16 protein-coding genes are annotated in these 17,212 nt (G+C 63.3%); 7 read left to right on the forward strand and 9 right to left on the reverse strand.

What is annotated here, in order from left to right; translation table 11 throughout:
- Nucleotides 1–478 precede the first annotated feature (478 nt).
- Nucleotides 479–1,030, forward strand: coding sequence for a hypothetical protein (locus OK015_RS16305; protein ID WP_268124435.1), 552 nt, complete (start codon nt 479–481; stop codon nt 1,028–1,030).
- Between the two features lie 32 nt (nt 1,031–1,062).
- Here the strand turns inward: OK015_RS16305 and OK015_RS16310 are convergent, their stop codons facing one another.
- The 3 genes from OK015_RS16310 to OK015_RS16320 form a co-directional block, all read right to left on the reverse strand.
- Complete coding sequence (locus tag OK015_RS16310; RefSeq protein ID WP_442791118.1) at nt 1,063–1,629, reverse strand: FKBP-type peptidyl-prolyl cis-trans isomerase; 567 nt, start codon at nt 1,627–1,629, stop codon at nt 1,063–1,065.
- Between the two features lie 76 nt (nt 1,630–1,705).
- Nucleotides 1,706–3,223, reverse strand: a complete 1,518-nt coding sequence (locus OK015_RS16315; protein WP_268124439.1) for a wax ester/triacylglycerol synthase family O-acyltransferase — start codon at nt 3,221–3,223, stop codon at nt 1,706–1,708.
- The gene (locus OK015_RS16320) at nt 3,199–4,617 is read right to left on the reverse strand and encodes an amidase (RefSeq protein ID WP_268124441.1); all 1,419 of its coding nucleotides are present in this window, start codon (nt 4,615–4,617) and stop codon (nt 3,199–3,201) included. The genes OK015_RS16315 and OK015_RS16320 overlap by 25 nt, the downstream gene beginning before the upstream one ends.
- A gap of 310 nt (nt 4,618–4,927) precedes the next feature.
- Between OK015_RS16320 and OK015_RS16325 the strand changes: the two genes are divergently transcribed.
- Nucleotides 4,928–5,284 carry a DUF732 domain-containing protein gene (locus tag OK015_RS16325; RefSeq protein WP_442791119.1) on the forward strand — a complete coding sequence of 119 codons (357 nt, stop codon included), beginning with the start codon at nt 4,928–4,930 and terminating at the stop codon, nt 5,282–5,284.
- Between the two features lie 242 nt (nt 5,285–5,526).
- Entirely contained in the window at nt 5,527–5,847 is a 321-nt protein-coding gene (locus OK015_RS16330; protein ID WP_268132801.1) for a hypothetical protein, read from the forward strand.
- Nucleotides 5,848–6,130: 283 nt separating this feature from the next.
- Here OK015_RS16330 and OK015_RS16335 read toward each other — a convergent pair whose 3' ends face one another.
- From OK015_RS16335 to OK015_RS16350, 5 genes are all read right to left on the reverse strand, one after another.
- A complete protein-coding gene (locus tag OK015_RS16335) occupies nt 6,131–7,276 on the reverse strand; it encodes a PPE family protein (protein ID WP_268124443.1) in 1,146 nt (381 codons plus the stop codon).
- An 18-nt stretch (nt 7,277–7,294) separates the two neighbouring features.
- The gene (locus tag OK015_RS16340) at nt 7,295–8,434 is read right to left on the reverse strand and encodes a PPE family protein (protein ID WP_268124446.1); all 1,140 of its coding nucleotides are present in this window, start codon (nt 8,432–8,434) and stop codon (nt 7,295–7,297) included.
- 514 nt (nt 8,435–8,948) lie between these two features.
- Nucleotides 8,949–10,466, reverse strand: coding sequence for an amino acid permease (locus OK015_RS16345; protein WP_268132803.1), 1,518 nt, complete (start codon nt 10,464–10,466; stop codon nt 8,949–8,951).
- Nucleotides 10,441–10,632, reverse strand: a complete 192-nt coding sequence (locus tag OK015_RS29265; protein WP_442791120.1) for a hypothetical protein — start codon at nt 10,630–10,632, stop codon at nt 10,441–10,443. Before OK015_RS29265 ends, OK015_RS16345 begins: the two co-directional genes overlap by 26 nt.
- Nucleotides 10,633–10,721: 89 nt before the next feature.
- Nucleotides 10,722–12,146, reverse strand: a complete 1,425-nt coding sequence (locus OK015_RS16350) for an amino acid permease (protein WP_268124448.1) — start codon at nt 12,144–12,146, stop codon at nt 10,722–10,724.
- 360 nt (nt 12,147–12,506) lie between these two features.
- On the opposite strand from OK015_RS16350, the gene OK015_RS16355 reads away from it, so the two are divergent.
- The gene (locus OK015_RS16355) at nt 12,507–13,424 is read left to right on the forward strand and encodes an LLM class F420-dependent oxidoreductase (RefSeq protein ID WP_268124451.1); all 918 of its coding nucleotides are present in this window, start codon (nt 12,507–12,509) and stop codon (nt 13,422–13,424) included.
- A gap of 298 nt (nt 13,425–13,722) precedes the next feature.
- Here OK015_RS16355 and OK015_RS16360 read toward each other — a convergent pair whose 3' ends face one another.
- Nucleotides 13,723–14,271: a TetR/AcrR family transcriptional regulator gene (locus OK015_RS16360; RefSeq protein WP_268124453.1), complete on the reverse strand. Its 549-nt coding sequence runs from the start codon at nt 14,269–14,271 to the stop codon at nt 13,723–13,725.
- Nucleotides 14,272–14,383: 112 nt separating this feature from the next.
- On the opposite strand from OK015_RS16360, the gene OK015_RS16365 reads away from it, so the two are divergent.
- From OK015_RS16365 to OK015_RS16375, 3 genes are all read left to right on the forward strand, one after another.
- The gene (locus OK015_RS16365; protein WP_268124455.1) at nt 14,384–15,130 is read left to right on the forward strand and encodes a 3-oxoacyl-ACP reductase family protein; all 747 of its coding nucleotides are present in this window, start codon (nt 14,384–14,386) and stop codon (nt 15,128–15,130) included.
- Nucleotides 15,131–15,444: 314 nt separating this feature from the next.
- On the forward strand, nt 15,445–16,053 hold the full coding sequence (locus OK015_RS16370) for an LGFP repeat-containing protein (protein ID WP_268124457.1): 609 nt from the start codon (nt 15,445–15,447) through the stop codon (nt 16,051–16,053).
- Nucleotides 16,054–16,345: 292 nt separating this feature from the next.
- Nucleotides 16,346–16,921 carry a helix-turn-helix domain-containing protein gene (locus OK015_RS16375; RefSeq protein WP_268124459.1) on the forward strand — a complete coding sequence of 192 codons (576 nt, stop codon included), beginning with the start codon at nt 16,346–16,348 and terminating at the stop codon, nt 16,919–16,921.
- The last annotated feature ends 291 nt before the right edge of the window (nt 16,922–17,212 follow it).

Genomic DNA, 17,212 nt, shown 5'->3' on the forward strand with positions numbered 1-17,212 from the left:
GCTGCCTCGCCGTCAGGGTCACCCATCTCCGCCCAGGCGAGCTCGCCCCCGCCGATGAGTTGGATGAGCCGTGTCTGCGCAGTCATGACCTTATGCGCTGTACGCGTGTATACGACTGAGTGACAAGGCATTACGGCGTAGTGACATCTGACGTTTCCCGCAGCGGTATCGGCCCCAGGAGCCACAGACTTGTACCTAATAGGTGACGCGTCCTGGTGGAAAATCCACCGTGGCAACCAAAATGAGCATCGGTCACTGAACCGTTTGCCGTCATCATGGCACTTCGCGCGTGGCTACTGCGGCACATACCTGAACCGCCAAGCAGTCGGGCAGATGTTGATCATCGGGAGAAGGCAGGGGATTGAACAAACAAGCTAAGCCGTTGGAAGTCGAATTAACGCGGGGGTCGGTCCTTCCCTCCGAGCTTAAACACATGCTAGAGATGGGTGCGCAAGAGGCAAATTGCATACTCATGACGATGGTTTGGTCCGACAGTAGTCAGGCCTCAACAACCGACCTCAATGACATCGAGCCGATTGAAGACGCCGAAGACGTCAAATCGGTGTTTGCAAAATTTCACTACAACGACGGTTCAACCTTGACCATTTGGCTAAGCCGGTACTACCGCCACATACTCGAGGCCGTCGGAACGATATCGCTTCAGCGACAATCGTCAATAGTTCAGTACTGGGCCACCTTGCCGGACCGCAGCTCGCTGACCTATCTTGCGGCGAACTGGCTCCGTTCTCTGCCGATTGCACTGCTCGGCGGGGCATGTACGTTTTTTGTTGCCGGCTTCTTTTTTCACGGTGGACGACATTCGATGGCGCCCTGGGCACTTCGGATAGGATTTCTGCTAATCGCATTGTGCTCGTACTTGTTTGTACGATCCACCCGCGCCACCCACGGATTTTCTAAATTGGTCGTCCTCGCCCGCCGCCCCCGCAGGGACACCTGGACCGCAGTGGCTGGGATCTCAGGGATCGCAGCACTCTTTCTCAGCCTGATTGCCTATCTCTTCCCGCGGTGAGCGAATGGCCACCCTGGTGCGGGTCAGGTCTGCTAGCCCGAGGCGCTGAGGATCTTGATCGCGAAGATGAGCGAGTCGCCTGGCCGGATTCCAGCACTGGGCTGACCTTCGGGGTAGCCATCCGCGGGGACCATCGCGACGGCGACCGTCGAACCGACCTTTTGTCCGGCGATGGCCTTCTGGAAGCCGGTCACGACTCCGGTAAGCGGGAAGTCAACCGGGGCGCCGCGGTCGTAGCTGCTGTCGAACACGGATCCGTCACGTCCGTTGACGCCCATGTAGCAGACGGAAACCTTGGCAGTGCTCGAGACCACCGGTCCATCTCCGGCGTGCAGCGTATGCACCTGGGTCTGGTTGACGCTGAAGGGGCCCGTCACGGTCACGCGCGGAGCTGTCGTGTCCGTAGGACCGATGACAGCGATGCTGCCGGTGGTCCCGGCCAGCGTCCAGTCCGGTGTCCCACCAGCCGGCGGTGCTGCCGTCGGGCACGAGCCGGCCGCGGTTGCCGTACCCGATCCCGCCAGCATCAGAACGGTTGCCGCGACACAGGCCGCGAGCACGACGGAGGAGTACACCCGGGAAGATTTCACGGCCGTCACGCTACAGCCACGTTGCTTTCTGAAACGCCACGGGCCCAGAGGGCGTCGGTTTGCCCGACACGGAGCCCACAGTTCGCTATGACTGCCGCACTGCAATTCCCTGGTGGCACTCTCGGTTCACGACCAACCGAGACGAGGTGCTCGGCTTCCGCCCCCCAAACGATGCAGGGATGGCACGAAATGCGGGTTCGCCGGCTAACGCGAGGATTTCATCGAAGCCCTCGATCATGCATTGGGCGAACAATCCTTCTCGCTGCACGGCGGTCCGGTCATAACGTGCGGTGATGGTGCAGAGCCCGCCCCGCGACACCAGCGCCACTTCGAGCGCCGTGCCGTTCAACGGGCCAAGGCCATACTGCCGCAATATCTTTGCGCCGCAAAGGTAGGTTTCCTGCGGATAGAGGGCCAGGTTGGTGGCCAGCACGTCGGAGCCAGCAGCCGATCGGAGCATCATCTGCACCAAAATCGGAGCGGGCAGCATGCTCAGTACCGGTGCAACGGCGCCGACCACGTTCTTGGCCGGCTCTTCGCGGCGCCGCGTCATCTGGGCGCGAATTTGTTGTATGCGCTCCACCGGGTCGGCCGTACCGACCGGAGCCGCCAAGGCGACGGTGGCGAACTTGTTGCCGCCAGCGGGATCGTCGTCGGTGCGCAGGTTGACCGGCACCACCATCGGCAGGGTGTCGATCGGCGTGCCGAGCGCGCTGTGATAGCGCCCCAGCGCCCCGCACAGTCCGGCCAGGTAGACATCATTGATCGATCCGCCGCACGCTTTGGCCGCCGCGTCTAGCTCGGAGAGCTTCAGGTCGAGTGCTTCGCTGCGGGTGGCAACGCCCCGGCGGCGCAGCAGCGGAGAAGGCTCGGCGGCCGGCTGGAGGATTCGCGCGCTCGAGCGAGCGTAGCCGAGGACGCCCGTCGCGGTCGCCGCAGGGTCGCGGGCCGCCCGGGTGACCGCTGACAGCACCCCGCGGACTCCGGAGACGAGCGCTCCCGGCAGCCGGCGGACGCTTTGTCGCGTCAATTCGTTGGCCGATAGTTCCTGCGGGACCGGTTGCGGGGGAAGCGGTTCCGCGGGGGGATCGGGTTCCCAGTCGTAGATGGACTTGAACATCCTCATGCTGCCGACACCGTCGGTGACAGCATGGCTCATGTGCAACAGAGCCGCGGCCCTCCCGTCGACCAGACCCTCGACAAGGGTGGCGGTCCACAATGGCCGAGCGAGGTCGAGCGGTGACTGCAGCATCACCTCGGCCAGGTCGAACACTTCGCGCAAGGTGCCGGGTTCCGGGGCGCGCACTCGTCGCACGTGGAAGTCGAGGTTGAAGTCGGGATCGATCACCCAGCGCGGGGCCGCCGTGGGCAAGGTCGGCGCGACCACCTTTTGCCGCAGCCGCAACACCCGGCGGGAGACATCGTCGGCGCGCGTCCGGAACCGTTCCCAATCCGGCGTAGCATCAAGGATTTCCACCGATATGAACCCCGACCGGAACCGCGGGTTGGCGTCACCCCGAAGCATCAGGTAGTCGACCGCCGCCAGTTCCGTGCGCAGCCCGTCCGGGCTTTGCGGGGCTACGCGGACTGGATTTGTCGCCATGGTTGCGCCTCTTCGAGTTCGTAAGCCAATTCCAGCAGCCGAGCTTCCTGCCCCATGTCGGCGGCCAACATCATCCCGACCGGCATGCCGTCCACGGACTCAGTGAGGGGCAGCGAGATCGCGGGTTCACCGGTGATGTTGTATTGCGGCAGGAATGCCACCCAGTCAGTGAGTCGATCGATGACCTGCTGACAGTCCGCGGTGGGATCAAAGTGCCCGATTCGTGGGGTCTCCTGACTCAGCGTCGGCGTCAGCACCGCGTCGTATTCACAGAAGAAGCTAGCGCTTCGGCGTCGCATACGTTTCAACCGATTGATGACCGTCGGCATCCGGTGCAGATTGCGGCTACCCCGGCGAGCCAGACCACGCGTGAGGTTGTCCAGCCTGCCGCGGTCGACGGTGGGGCCACCCACATAGCGGCTCACTCGCACCTGTCCCATCACGAAATACGAGCAATACGAACAGAACAACAAGTAGTCTTCGGCGAACGACGGCGGCACTAGTGGCTCATCGACGTGCTCGACCCGATGCCCGAGCTCTTCGAGGAGAGCTGCGGTCTTGAGCGCCAACTCGGAAATCCTCCTGCTGCAGGTGCCCACCCCCGGTTGCGTGCACACCGCGATCCGCAGGCGGGCGCGCCCCGGCCCGATGACGTCACCGATGGGCGGCAGCTTCCGATTCTGGTGGAGCCGCTCGGCCTCACGGTAAAACGCCGCGGTGTCGCGCACCGATCGGGTCAGCACCCCGTTCTCGATGAGGGGGATCGGCAACCGGCGCATCTGCTTGTCCATCGGCAGCCGCCCGCGCGACGGTTTGAGACCGACCAACCCGTTGCACGACGCAGGAATTCGGATCGATCCGCCGGCATCATTGCCGTGCGCGATCGGCACCACGCCCGCCGCGACGAAGGCCGCGGAACCCGAGGACGAGCCGCCCGCGGTGCGATCGGGATTCCAGGGACTGCACACCGCGCCCAGCCTCGGATGCTCGGTCGCGGCGTTGAATCCGAACTCCGACATGCGCGTCAAGCCGAGTGGCACCATTCCCGTTGCCAGGTATGCGCGGGCGAATTCACCATCCGCCGTGGCGAGTTGGGGTTTCCATGCGTCGCTACCCGCCATTGACGACATTCCCGCCACCGCTTCGCAGTCTTTGATAAAGGTGGGCACCCCGCCGAAGAATTCGTCGCCCGTTTGCGCCTTGGCCCTTGCCCGCGCTCGGTCGAACGCCTGAAATGCCAGCCCGTTGAGGACAGGATTGACCGCTTCGGTGCGCGCGATGGCGGCCTCAACGACCTCGGGTACCGACACTCGACGGACTCGCAATGCGGCAACGAGACCGACCGCGTCGAGGTCGCCCAGTGCGTCGTCGCGGAAAGCATGCACAGCATTCACCTGAGGATTCCGATCGCGGTAGAAGTGTGAACATCTCTGCTTCCACAACGACGGCTGCGCCCGCATTACTGCGCTCACTTTCTCGATCTCGAGTGTGAGATAGGCCTCACCACAAGGAATTACAGCTAGACGAGCGGTTCGTCAGCTGGCTATCGACGTTGTCAGTCCCGAAGCGGTTCGCACTCCACATACTCGTCAGCAGACCCGGAATTGCCAGCCGCCGTCGCGAGTGTTCGCTATTCTTCTGATTTGTGCTGCTGTAGCCCCACTGGCGGCCTTGCTAACACCAAAAAGAATGGAAGGGAATCGAATGCGTTCACTTCGCCGGCTCGCCAGACTGACCATCCCCATGATGGCTGGCGCTGCGCTGTTGAGTAGCGCCGCGACAGCGACTGCCACGACACCCCAAGACGAGGCATACCTGGCACAACTGCGCGCCGTCGGCCTCACCTGGCCGCCCCAGACGGAAGAGGCGCTCATCGGGGAGGCGCACCTCATCTGTTACGACCTCACGTGGGGTTGGACGCCGCAGCAGATTGCCGACGAAGTTCACCAGCACTTGGACAAGAGGAGCGTGACGTTGCCGGATGTCGGAACCATGGTCAACGCGGCGCACTCGACGTATTGCCCGGGCAATGTGTGCGATGCCCCGTCGCTGTGCACCTGACCGCCAGGGGAGGGACGGGGTATCGGCGATATCGCCCCTATGGGCAAGGGCGGCAACGGTTCTACCAAACGATGAGCAGGCCGCCACGGTCTGCGGTCGATCGATTAAATCGACGAATCAGACGTGCCGATGATCGGTGGCCACTGGCAACCGCAAATGGTTTGCCAGGCTTGACCGCCATGCCGCGGGCGCGGTTCGATGAGAAGTGCGCCACAAGGCATGGACCACAGGGGAGGGCCGTGTTGAGGACATACGTGCGCCGTCTTGTCGCCGTCGTCGTGATGGCGTTGGCCTCGATGGCAGCCGTGACAATCACGACGCCGGCGGTGAGTTCGGCCGACTGCGGAAACGGCGAGTGGTGGGACCCCACGGGTAAGGTCTGTCGGCCACTCGGTGTCGGCCCACAACCGCTGGCATGCGAGGCGGGCCAATGGTGGGACCCGACGGCCAATGTATGCCGGCCGCTCGGTGTCGGGCCGCAACCGCTGGGATGCGACAACGGCTGGTGGTGGGATCCGGGCGCCAACGTATGTCGTCCGCCGGCGATACCGCCGCCGGGCTAGTTCGCGATGTATCGCCAGCGTCGCTGCGAGGTAGCACGCCGGGAACACGGAAATCTTGGGGCGTGGCGCTCCAGAGCAATGGCCGGGCCCGCTCCTTGAAGTGGTTCAGCCGAAATCTCTGCGGCGACACGGGTCACCGACTGGCTAGTGCCGCATGATTCCACGTGGCTGAGCAGCGAGGAGGCTGCGGAGAAGGTTCGCTCGACGCTGATGCCAGAGAGCTTCTCGTCGTTTTGGCCTCGTCTTGATCTCCCTCTCGTCCCGTCGAGAGCGGCGGTCGTCGTCATCCACCCGATAGTGGGCGCGTCATCACTGTGATTCGAACGCCGTAGCGCGGGACGACGAGCGTGGCTCGCGAGGGCGGCCGCATCCCGGGTATTCCCGGCACGCTGGACCCGGACGCGCCAGGTTCGCCGGTCCCCGTCAGGGCACACACGCCGGCGTCCGGCACTACCGAAGTGAGGCTGGTTGGCGATGTCGTCCAGCTCGCGGGCACCGACATCGATCCGATCGAAACGGCACGGCTAAGGGTTACGGTCAGGTTGCCCGAGCCTAGGCTGGCGCCGACGCTGGACGTGGCACTGATTAGTTGGGACGCGGCGCTCAGCGCTGGGATGACCTCCGTCGGTGCGGCCGCCATACCTAGCCCTGACAAGAGGCCCAAGTTGTTCGCGACGCCGATGATGTCCTGGGGAATCGACTCGACGTCCGCCATCTCACCGATCGTCGGAGGAAAAGTCAACAACGCGTCAAGGACACTGAAGTCGTCAGGGACCAACGGGTTCGACGGCAGGGTTACCGCCGTGCTTGGCGTCGCCGAAATCGGTTGCGGCGGTGCGTTTGTGGTGACGGCGTCGCTGACTGCTTTAGTGACGGCAGCGTTTTGAGCGGCTCGTCCGTCGGGTTTGGTGGTTTGGTGCGGGGAGGACAACTGGGGCAACCGCGTCGCCATCGCGCCGTTGATGGCGTAGCCGTACATCGCCGCGGCGTCCTGGGCCCAATACTCGGCGTATTGCGCTTCGGTCGCGGCGATCGCCGGGGTGTTCTGGCCGAAGAAGTTTGTCGCAATCAATGTGGCTAGCCGGGTTCGGTTGGCCGCCACCGCGATGGGGGGCACGGTCATCGCATGTGCCTGCTCATAGGCTGCGGCGGCCGCCCTGGCCTGCATGGCTGTTTGCTTGGTCTGCTCGGCGACCGTGGCTAGCCACCTTACATAGGGTGCGGCCGCCGCCACCATCGACTCCGCGGCGGGCCCGCGCCAGTGCAGGCTGGTCAGGTCCGAAAGCACCGATGTGGTTGTCGTAGCTGCGATTTCCAACTCGGCAGCCAGGGACTCCCAGCTGCCCGCGGCGGCCAAAAGCGGGCCCGAGCCCGGGCCGCTATACATTCGGCCAGAGTTGATCTCTGGCGGCAGAAGCACGAAATACATTGTGTATGAGGGTCTTTGTCACCCGGCCGCTGGCGGCCGTGGCATCACCGTGAGCCGGGCCCCATAGCGGGGAGGCGCTCCCAAAATGCGGGAGGTTGTCCCCGCCGGTATTCCTGGGTAGCCCGGATAACCGGACGTGATTGCCTCGTCAGTTCCGGGAATAGTGGTCATGCCGGCAGGCTCGAATGCCGTGATACGGCTGGTCGTTGGGGCAGACCAGCTCGCCGGCACGGACATCGACCCGATCGAACCGGCGCGCGCAAAAGCCCCGGTGACGTTGCCTAGGCCCGCACCACCACCGCCAAGGCTCGACGTAGCGCTGGCTAGTCCGGGTATCACGCCGAGTCCCGACGGGACCAAGGCCGGAGCGGCCGCCGCAGCCCCCGCCTTCGGCAGCATGCCCAAATTGCTTTCGGCCCCAATGATTCCGGAAGTGAACGCCTCCATGTTGTAAGTGGCGTTTACCGAAGAATAGGCGGCCAAGATGCCGTCGAGGGCGGTGAAGTCGTCAGGGACGATAGGGTTCGACGGCAGGGTCGAGGCCGGCGGCGAAACCGCCTGGGAAACCCGTCTTGAGCCCGCGCTGTTGGCAGCGTGGGCAACTGCGGTGTTTTGAACGGTCTGCGCGTCGCTGTTGGTGGTCTGGTTCGGGGAAGAGAACGGACTGAACTGTGTCGCGGCCTCCGCCGAGGAGGCATAGCCGGACATCGCGGCAGTGTCCTGGGCCCAATATTCGGCGTACTGCGCCTCGGTGGCCGCGATCGCCGCGGTGTTCTGGCCCACGACGTTTGTTGCTATCAGCGATTTCAGTCGGATGCGATTAGCCGTGATCGACGTTGGCGGCACCGTCATCGCATAGGCGTGCTCATAGGCCGCCGCGGCCGCGCTAGCTTGCCTGGCCGTCTGCTTTGTTTGTTGGGCGATCGTGTGCAGCCAGCCCGCGTACTGCGCAGCGGTGGCCGCCATCGCCTCGGATGCCGCACCGCGCCATTGCCAGCTGGTAAGGGGCGATAGCACCGACTCGTAGCCCTCGGCCGCAGACTCCAATACAGCGGCTAGCGAATCCCAGCCACTGGCGGCTGCCAGCAGCGAGCCCGAGCCCGGGCCGCTGTACATTCGGGTCGAGTTGATCTCCGGCGGCAAAAAGACGAAATCCATTGTTAACATCTCCTTAATTGCGTTGACTGATAAGCCCCGTAGTCGGCCGACACCCCTCATCGACTGCGGCACGACGGGCGGGGCGGATAAAAGTCCGGTCGGTGCGTTGGAGTTTATCGATTGGGACCAAAAATCTCAGGGGAAGTAAGCACCCGACGGATTATCGGGCGTCCCGGTCGCGTCATGATGATTTGAATTCTCGGCAGGACGTGCGCACTGGGGGTCGGGGGCCGCGCCTTGACTCTGGACCTCCATAAAGTCCGCTAGCCGCGACGCGGCGCGCGGTTTTGGCGAGCCCTCAAAACATCCCGACAGGTGAGCGCCGGCCAGACGGCATTCGTTAGGACACACTCACATCCTCGAGTGCGCCACCTTCACGGATGAGGCGCCGGGTCGCCGGCTTGGCAGTGTCGAAGAAGCTTGAGCAGTTCTGGATTATCCCGATACGGTTTCCGAGGCTTCCTGTAATGGGCCACGACCATCTTGTCGATCGAAACGCCCACCTGTGCCCGTGTCACCCCTTCGGGGGTGGAAGTTGATCCGATGATTTCACCGGCAGGTTGGCAATGACCGGAAAAGGGCCGGTGTATCCCGGCCGCTCGTGCGCCACGGCCAGCACTCGCCTGCGCACCAGGTACCAACCGGTGATCAACCCGGGGACGATGACGATGAGCGCTCCGACGGTCCAGGTGCCGAGCGGCCAATCTGAGGCCATCAAAGCCAGCACGGCGCCTAAGAAAAGCAAAGTGAGGTACCCGCTGTAGGGAGCAAACGGCACGCGAAACCGTGGCCGTTGCATTACGCCACCTTTAGCCAGTTTGTACAGGCGAAGTTGGCACAGCACGATGGTGCCCCAGCTCGCGAGGATTCCTAGTGCAGATACGTTGAGGACGATTTCGAACGCTTCGCCTGGGTTGAAGGCGTTGAGTGCGACTCCGCAAAGGCATATGACGGCGGTCATAAGGATCCCGCCATATGGCACTCCGCTTTTCGTCATTCGTGCTGCGAACTTCGGACTGCTGCCGCTGACCGCCATTGAGTGCTGAATACGGCCCGTCGAGTACAGTCCCGCGTTCAGACTCGAGAGTGCTGCTGTGATTACTACGACATTCATCACGTTGCCGGCACCGGAAAAGCCGATTTTGGTAAAGAACGTCACAAATGGGCTCTCGCCGGCTTTGTAGGCGGTGTAGGGCAACAACAGCGACAGCAGGACAAGTGAACCGACGTAGAAGATCGCGATGCGCGCGATCACCGAATTGACGGCGCGCGGCATGATCTTCTCCGGCTCGGCGGTTTCACCGGCCGCCGTGCCGACCAGTTCGACGGACGCGTACGCGAACACCACACCGGACGTCACCACCAGCAGCGGCACCAAGCCGGTCGGGAACAGCCCGCCATGGCTAGTCCATAAACTCACGCCAGTTTCTCGGCCGTCAATCTGAAATCGACCGCCCAGGAAGACTGTTCCTACGGCGACAAAGGCGACCAGCGCGGAAACCTTGATTAGCGCCGCCCAGAATTCGAGCTCGCCGAACCACGCGACGGAGATCAGGTTCATCGCCAACACCACCATCAAGGCGATCAGAGCGAGGAGCCACTGGGGGACCGCCTGGAACGCGGTCCAATAACGGAAGTAGGTGGCGACCGCGGTGGTATCCACGATCGATGTCATTGACCAGTGCATGAAGTACAGCCAGCCGACCGCGTAGGCGGCCTTCTCGCTGAAGAATTCCCGAGCATACGATACGAACGAACCCGATGACGGCCGATGCAGCACTAGCTCGCCCAGTGCTCTAAGCATCAGAAAGACGAAGACGCCGCATATCGCGTACACCAGGAACAGCCCTGGCCCCGCCTTCGCGAGGCGGCCTCCAGCACCGAGGAACAGGCCGGTTCCGATCGCGCCGCCAATCGCGATCATCTGGAGCTGGCGGGGCTTAAGCCCCTTGTTGTAGCCGGCTTCTTCACCGGAGAATCCAAGTGTCGGCGCTTCTGGATTCGATTCAGGGGTGTCGGGCAAGGCGGCCATCGGCGTCCAATCGTCGTCGTTCAACCAACCCATTGGACTTGTCCAGCCATCGCGATCCAGGCACCGTATGCCAATTCGCTCTGCAGCTTCGACAGCGTTTTGCGGCTGGCACGTCACAAACCGGGGCGGCCGCCGTCATCGGTCTCGAGCCCGGGCCGGAACACATTCTGGCCGAGTTGATCTCGGGGCGTAGAAGCTGAAATACATTGCTACAGCTCTCCTTAACTAGCTACCATCGCCCGCTGAACCTCAGATTCACCGCGATTGCCAGGTGCTCGTACCAATGGCGCCGGCGACCTCGGGGGCGGTAGTGGTGCGGCGGCTGCGCCAGCGGCGGAGTTCGTATGCGGCGAGAACGGTGAGAAGCGTAAGTCCACTCATGACGAATTGCGATCGTGTGTTGGAAAGGAATGCCATCGAGAGAATGACCACCGCCATCAGCACGATGGTGGCGTAGCTCAACCATGGAAATAACCACATCTTGAGTCGCAACGCGCCGGGGTCCTCGCGTTCGGCGCGGCCCCGCAGCACTACTTGTGAGATCGCGATGATCAGATAGACGAACAGCGCGACAGCGCCATAGGAGTTGACCAGAAAGTTGAACACCACGTCGCCCCAGACGTAGGTCGCGGCGACTGATAGGTAGCCGACGGTGGTGCCCAGCATGATGGCTCGTCGCGGTACCCCGCCGCGGGACAGTTTCGTGAAGAAGCGGGGTCCGTCACCGTGGGTGGTCAGTGCAAACACCATGCGTGAGGTGGTGTAGAGCGCCGAGTTAAGACAGGACAAGACCGCAGTGAGGACAATGACGTTCATGATCGTCGCCACCGCGGGAATGCCCAAGACCGACAGTACTGACGCGTAGGGGCTGACGCCGACACTCTTGGTATTCCACGGCTGGATGATGACCACGACCAGGATCGACCCGACGTAGAACGCCATGATCCGAGCAACGATCGATTTCATTGCGCGCGAGACCGCGCGCTCCGGTTCATCGGACTCTGCGGCGGCAATGGTGACGATCTCCGCGCCCGTGTAAAAGGCAACGCAGGGCAGCACCGCGGCGAGCACTGCGTACCACCCCATCGGTGCGAACCCGCCGTGGTCGAAGAGATGGGCTAGCCCCGGTGTCGAGTGTGGCCACAGGCCGGTGATCCACAGTGCGCCCAGACCGAGAAAGACGACGATGGCGATGACCTTGATCGACGAGAACCAATACTCGAATTCGCCGAACATGCGGGCCGACATGAGATTGGTGGCCGTCAGCGCCAGCATCAAAACAAGACTGAGCAACCACAACGGAATCGCGGGTAACCACAGTCGCAGGATGCGCCCGCCGGCCACGGCTTCGACCGCCACCACGACGACGAAGAAGTACCAGTACATCCAACCGGTCACGAATCCTCCGCGGCGACCTAACGCCTGGCGGGCGTAGACGTAGAACGACCCGACTACCGGTTGGGCGACCGCCATCTCAGCGAGCATCCGCATGATCAGCATCGTGATGAGACCACCGATCAAGAACGACACCACTGCGGCCGGCCCGGCATCGGCGATCACCACGCCGCTACCGACGAACAATCCCGCGCCGATCACCCCGCCCAGGGCAATCAGGTTCATGTGCCGGCGTCGCAGACCTTTGGCCAACTCGACGTCGGCCACGATGTCTGAATCCGCCATGACCGCCTCCACCGGATACGCATGCATCACACCGCAACCCGGTCGTACGGCCTGCTTGGAGACAAATTGTCATGGGCCGCCAATATCGGCAACCAATCGGTTCGTCACGCGCAAAACCTCGCGGGGACCCGCCGTGGCGCTTTTGCCAAATCGGCAGCGTCCTCGGCGAGCAGTTCAACGGCCCGCGTGATCAGGCGGCGCGGTTGATTGGAACCAATATCAAGAGCAGCTTCAAAGTCAAGTTGGCACAGCCGGATTCGAACACAACTTTGGCTCGCGAATCACCTTGACGCGGTGTGGTTTTCGATCACGGAGATTCGTGAGGAATAGACCAACAGGTCTGGCGTGCTGGTACTGGGCATGCCGACCGGAATTATTCTGATGGCCCGTCCTAACGTGCCTAATCTCGTCGATGACGTGACCGCCCAAGCCGCACAAGCTCACGAGCTTGGTGTCGCACAGGTATGGCTGCCCCAGCAGCAGAACTACGACGCGATAGCGCTGGCAGCGCTCGTCGGAGCGGCCGTGCCCGGACTCGGAGTCGGGACGTCGGTGGTGCCGATCAACCCCCGCCACCCGCTGATCATCGCCTCGTTGGCGCAGACAGCGCAGGCCGCCGCGCGCGGCCACTTCAGCCTCGGCCTCGGACTGGGTGCGCGCCAGATCGAACGCCAAGCCTTCGGCACCGACTGGCCCAACACAATTACCCGCTTACGCGAGCATCTGACGATCCTGGCGTCGGTGTTCAATACCGCCGCCGTCGACTTCCGCGGCAGCGAACTCAGCGCCAGCCCCACCTGGCCGGTACAGGTCGCGGGCGGCACCCCGATCCCTGTGTACGTAGCAGCGATGGGCCCCAAGGCGTTACGAGTCACCGGAGAACTGGCTGACGGCACACTCCCTTATCTGGCCGGACCCCGGACGATCGGTGAATTCATCGTGCCGACGATCACCAAAGCGGCAGCCGAAGTGGGCCGCCAGGCGCCGCGCATCATCGCCGCGGTGCCGGTGTTGTTGTCCGAGGATGTCGAAAGCGCTCGCACCGTCGCCGCGCAGCAGTTGAGTTTCTACGAGACCATCCCGTCGTATCGCAAGGTGATAGCTCGAGAGGATGTGGCAAATATTGCGGACCTCGCCGCAGTCGGATCCGAGGAATCCGTCGTGCGTCAATTGCGCCGCTACCGGGATGCGGGTGCCACGGACGTGGTGATCAGCCCGCTGGACCGCTCCGCGTCCGTCGACCGCGAGGCGCTATGGAGGCTCACCGCCGCGTTGTGAGCCCCCAGACGCTTCACGACGTGCGACACACGGATACCGACCGGTTGGGTGCGCCGAGTGGCGGTGGTCGCAGGGGTAAGCATGTCTGCCGCCGTAACACATTGCAGGACAACTGCTTCGAGCAGGCCACCGGGGGAGAGGCTCCGGCTGCGGGTCAGATCCGCTGAGGTGAAGAAGTCACTGTGAAGTGGCGAGATCGTTTGCTGTGATCTAGGCGGGGATCCTCCGTTTGCCCTTGGCGGGTCAGGGTCGTCGGTGGGTGACCCACGTGTCCCACGTGCTGGTCACGGCGTGCACCTTACGACTTCGGCCAGCCCACCAAGGCCAGATCGGCGATCGCGTGCAGTTCCTCACGGTCGGCACCGCTGCGGGCCTGGATCGCAATCCCTTGGCAGACAGCGCTAATCCAGCGAGCCAGCAACAGGGTGTCTACGTCGGACAGTTCGCCTGCGGCCACCGCTTGGTCGAACCGGCGTGCCAGCTCCCGCGCCGCCGCATCACGAAACTCGGCCAGTCCGGCCGCATTTCCGACCAGCAGGCAGCCATCTGGGTCGCCGGAGGTCGCGTCGGCCGCCCCGTGCACCATGGCTTCGGCAACCTCGCGCGCGGTCGTACGAGTGAGCGCCACTGCCATGTAGCTGCCCGGGCCATTGATGTACCGGTGCTTTGCCCGCTCGAAGACTCCTTCTTTCGAGCCGAACTCGGCATAGATACCGCGGCGGTTCACCCCGGTTGCGTCGGTCAGATCACTGATCGACACACCGTCGAAGCCACGGTCCCAGAACAGCTTCATCGCGATGTCTTCGACCATGTCGGGATCGAACTCCCGGGGTCGCCCTACCGCCATGTTCGGCCTTCCGTGATCTCGGTCACAGGAGGAATCTCCCGCTCGACAATGGACTTGACCTGATCATACTTTGTAACCAATCGGTTCGAAACGACTTTGAGAGGTACGCGACATGAGCACAGCACCCCTAGCCGGACGCCGAGCACTGGTAACGGGAGGCTCGCGCGGAATCGGCGCGGGAATCGTGCGCCGTCTCGCCGCCGACGGCGCCGCGGTGGCGTTCACCTACGCGTCATCGGCCGTCGAGGCCGACAAGCTCGTCGCCGAGGTGACCGCCGACGGGGCCAAGGCAGGGGCCATCCAGGCCGACAGCGCCGATCCGGCACAGGTGGACGCAGCGGTCGAGCAGGCCGTCGCCGACCTCGGCGGATTGGACATCCTGGTCAACAACGCCGGCACCGCGCACATGGCGCCGATCGACGAATATCCACAGGAGCAGTTCGACCGCGTCGTGGCGATCAACATTGGCGGCGTGTACTCGGCGATCCGCAGCGCGATCGGTCACCTCGGCCGAGGGTCGCGAATCATCAACATCGGCAGCATCAACGCCGACCGCGTCCCGGTGGCCGGGTTGGCCGTGTACGCGATGACCAAGGGCGCGGTCGCATCCCTGACCCGTGGTCTGGCCCGCGAACTCGGGCCGCGCGGAATCACCGTGAACAACGTACAGCCGGGCCCGATCGACACCGACTTGAATCCCGCCACGGGCGAATTCGCCAACGCCATGCGGCAAGTCATGGCGTTGGACCACTACGGACACCCCAGTGACACCGCGGCGGTAGTGAGTTTCCTGGCCGGCCCGGAGTCGGGATTCGTGACGGGAGCCAATTGGAACGTCGACGGCGGATACACCGCGTGACGTTCACGGGTTGACGGGCTCAGCCGGTTGCGCGGTGTCGGTGAACCGTAACCGTCGAAGCGCGGTTCGCGATGTCCGCTGGTCGCCGGACAGCGTTTGCACTACCGGTAATAGTGAGCCGGGAAAATCTCATCGAGCACCGGTGATCCTTACTCAGGTGCTCTGGCTCGCCGTCGATGACCGCGTTGTAAGTTCGTTCGGAGCTACGAAGACCGCGATCGCCGGCGCACTCAAGTAATTCGGTTATGGTCCCCGCCGGCGAGCAGCTCAGCCGCAAGTTGACCCACGCCACAGGAAGACGCGAGAGGACGCCCATGAGATCGATCGCATACCGCCACGCGGCTGTCGTCGGCCTGGCCGTCGTCGCGCTGATCACCGTGGGCTGCAGCAATGGCAAGAGCGTCGACGCAACGGCACCGCCCCAAGGCGGGGTGAACGCCACCTCCACGTCTAAAGCCCCAGCGCAGCCGGCCGAGGTGAAGCTCGTCGGGGTCGACAACGTCGAGGTGACTCTGACCGGCCCGATCGCGGCCAAGTACTCGTCGGCAACCGAGAGTCAGAAGCAGGCTCTCGGCAAGCCACTGACGGGTGACCGCAACGCGGGGACACGGGACAGCGGCGTGGTGTTCCAGCAGTTCCAGGGCGGCGTAATCACCGCCAAAAACGGTGAGCCTGGCACGCCCGCATACATCACCCTTGGGAAGATTCGGGAAGCCTGGAATATCCCACGCGGCCCGGACGGCGCGCCCGCGGTCACTGGCAATAACGGTTCGGCAGGTCCGCTGGGCCTACCCATCAGCGATGCGAACACCGTCGGCGATCAGCTCGTGGAGACGTTCGAGCACGGCACGATCGCGTACAACACGAAGACCAGCCAGGTCGAGGTGACGGTCAACGGCAAGGTCGTACCGTCCGGGCTGTAGCCCGAATCAGGCGTTCATCAACCGTAAATGGGCCGGACGTGACCGAATCGGCACCGGGTTTCGGATCGATCGATTCGCCCGTGGCGAACACGGGGGAGGCACGGTTGGAGCTAAGCAGTCGAGGTTGTCGGTTACCACTGGTGCACGCCTGTATCCGTGGTCGTTCGGGCCGCGGGTGCCCTGACGCCTGTGGTCGAAACGCCGATCAGAATAGTACGATCCGTTCGCTGCAATCGAACGCTATGCTGGGGCGCGAATGCCGATCAAGCGGCTTGGCCCCCATAGGAGACAGGTGGAAACTGAGCTGATTCCCGAGCTCGGTCAACGGCTGCGTGAGATGCGCAAGCTGCGTGGTCGCTCCGTTCGCGAACAAGCTCGGATCCTAAAGGTAAGTCCCTCAACGCTTTCCGAGCTGGAACGGGGAATCGCCGGCATTTCGTTGCAGCGTCTGCAAGCCGTTGCGCAGAGTTTGGGGGTCAGCATGGCCGACCTTCTTACACCCAACGGTGCTTCTTCTGCCAGTGGACATCCTCTAGAAATCATCACTCCCGCTGACCTCGGCTCCGCCACCGTCCATCCCGGCCCTGGCCTGCACTACGCGCTCGTAGGGTCCGGTGGTCAGCACAGACTGCAGCCCTACCGGGTCACCTTCGACGCTGGCGCCAGTGCCCCTGAACCGATCCGCCATGCCGGACAAGAATTCTGTTACGTGCTCTTCGGAGAGGTGTATCTGCACCTGGGAGACAATCAGTACCTGGTGACTGCGGGAAGCTTCGCGCGCTTCGACAGCGACATTCCCCACGCGTTTTCAAACGCATCGCAGACAAACGTCGCCGGCTTCGTCGGTGCCGGAACTCCGGCCTGGTAAGGCCCTTTCGTTTCTAGTGGCCTTCCCCAGCGTGGGCTAAGTTCCGCACGATTTGCGACGCAATGCAGCGGTCGCGGCACAGAGCGCGCAGTTTGCACATTGCACACGCAGGCGTGAGCGATATCGAAAGCCTCCGAATCTGCTCCGAGCTCGCTTGACGGCGGGGAAATTCCCAACTAGTGTTCGGCTATACCGATCACTTAGTCGTGATATAAACGGTGACACCGAACATACCGAAAGGCCGACTTCATCCATGGCCAACCACCCGACACGCACCCTTGCGGCGGCGGT

Source organism: Mycobacterium sp. Aquia_216, assembly GCF_026723865.1.
GTDB lineage: Bacteria > Actinomycetota > Actinomycetes > Mycobacteriales > Mycobacteriaceae > Mycobacterium.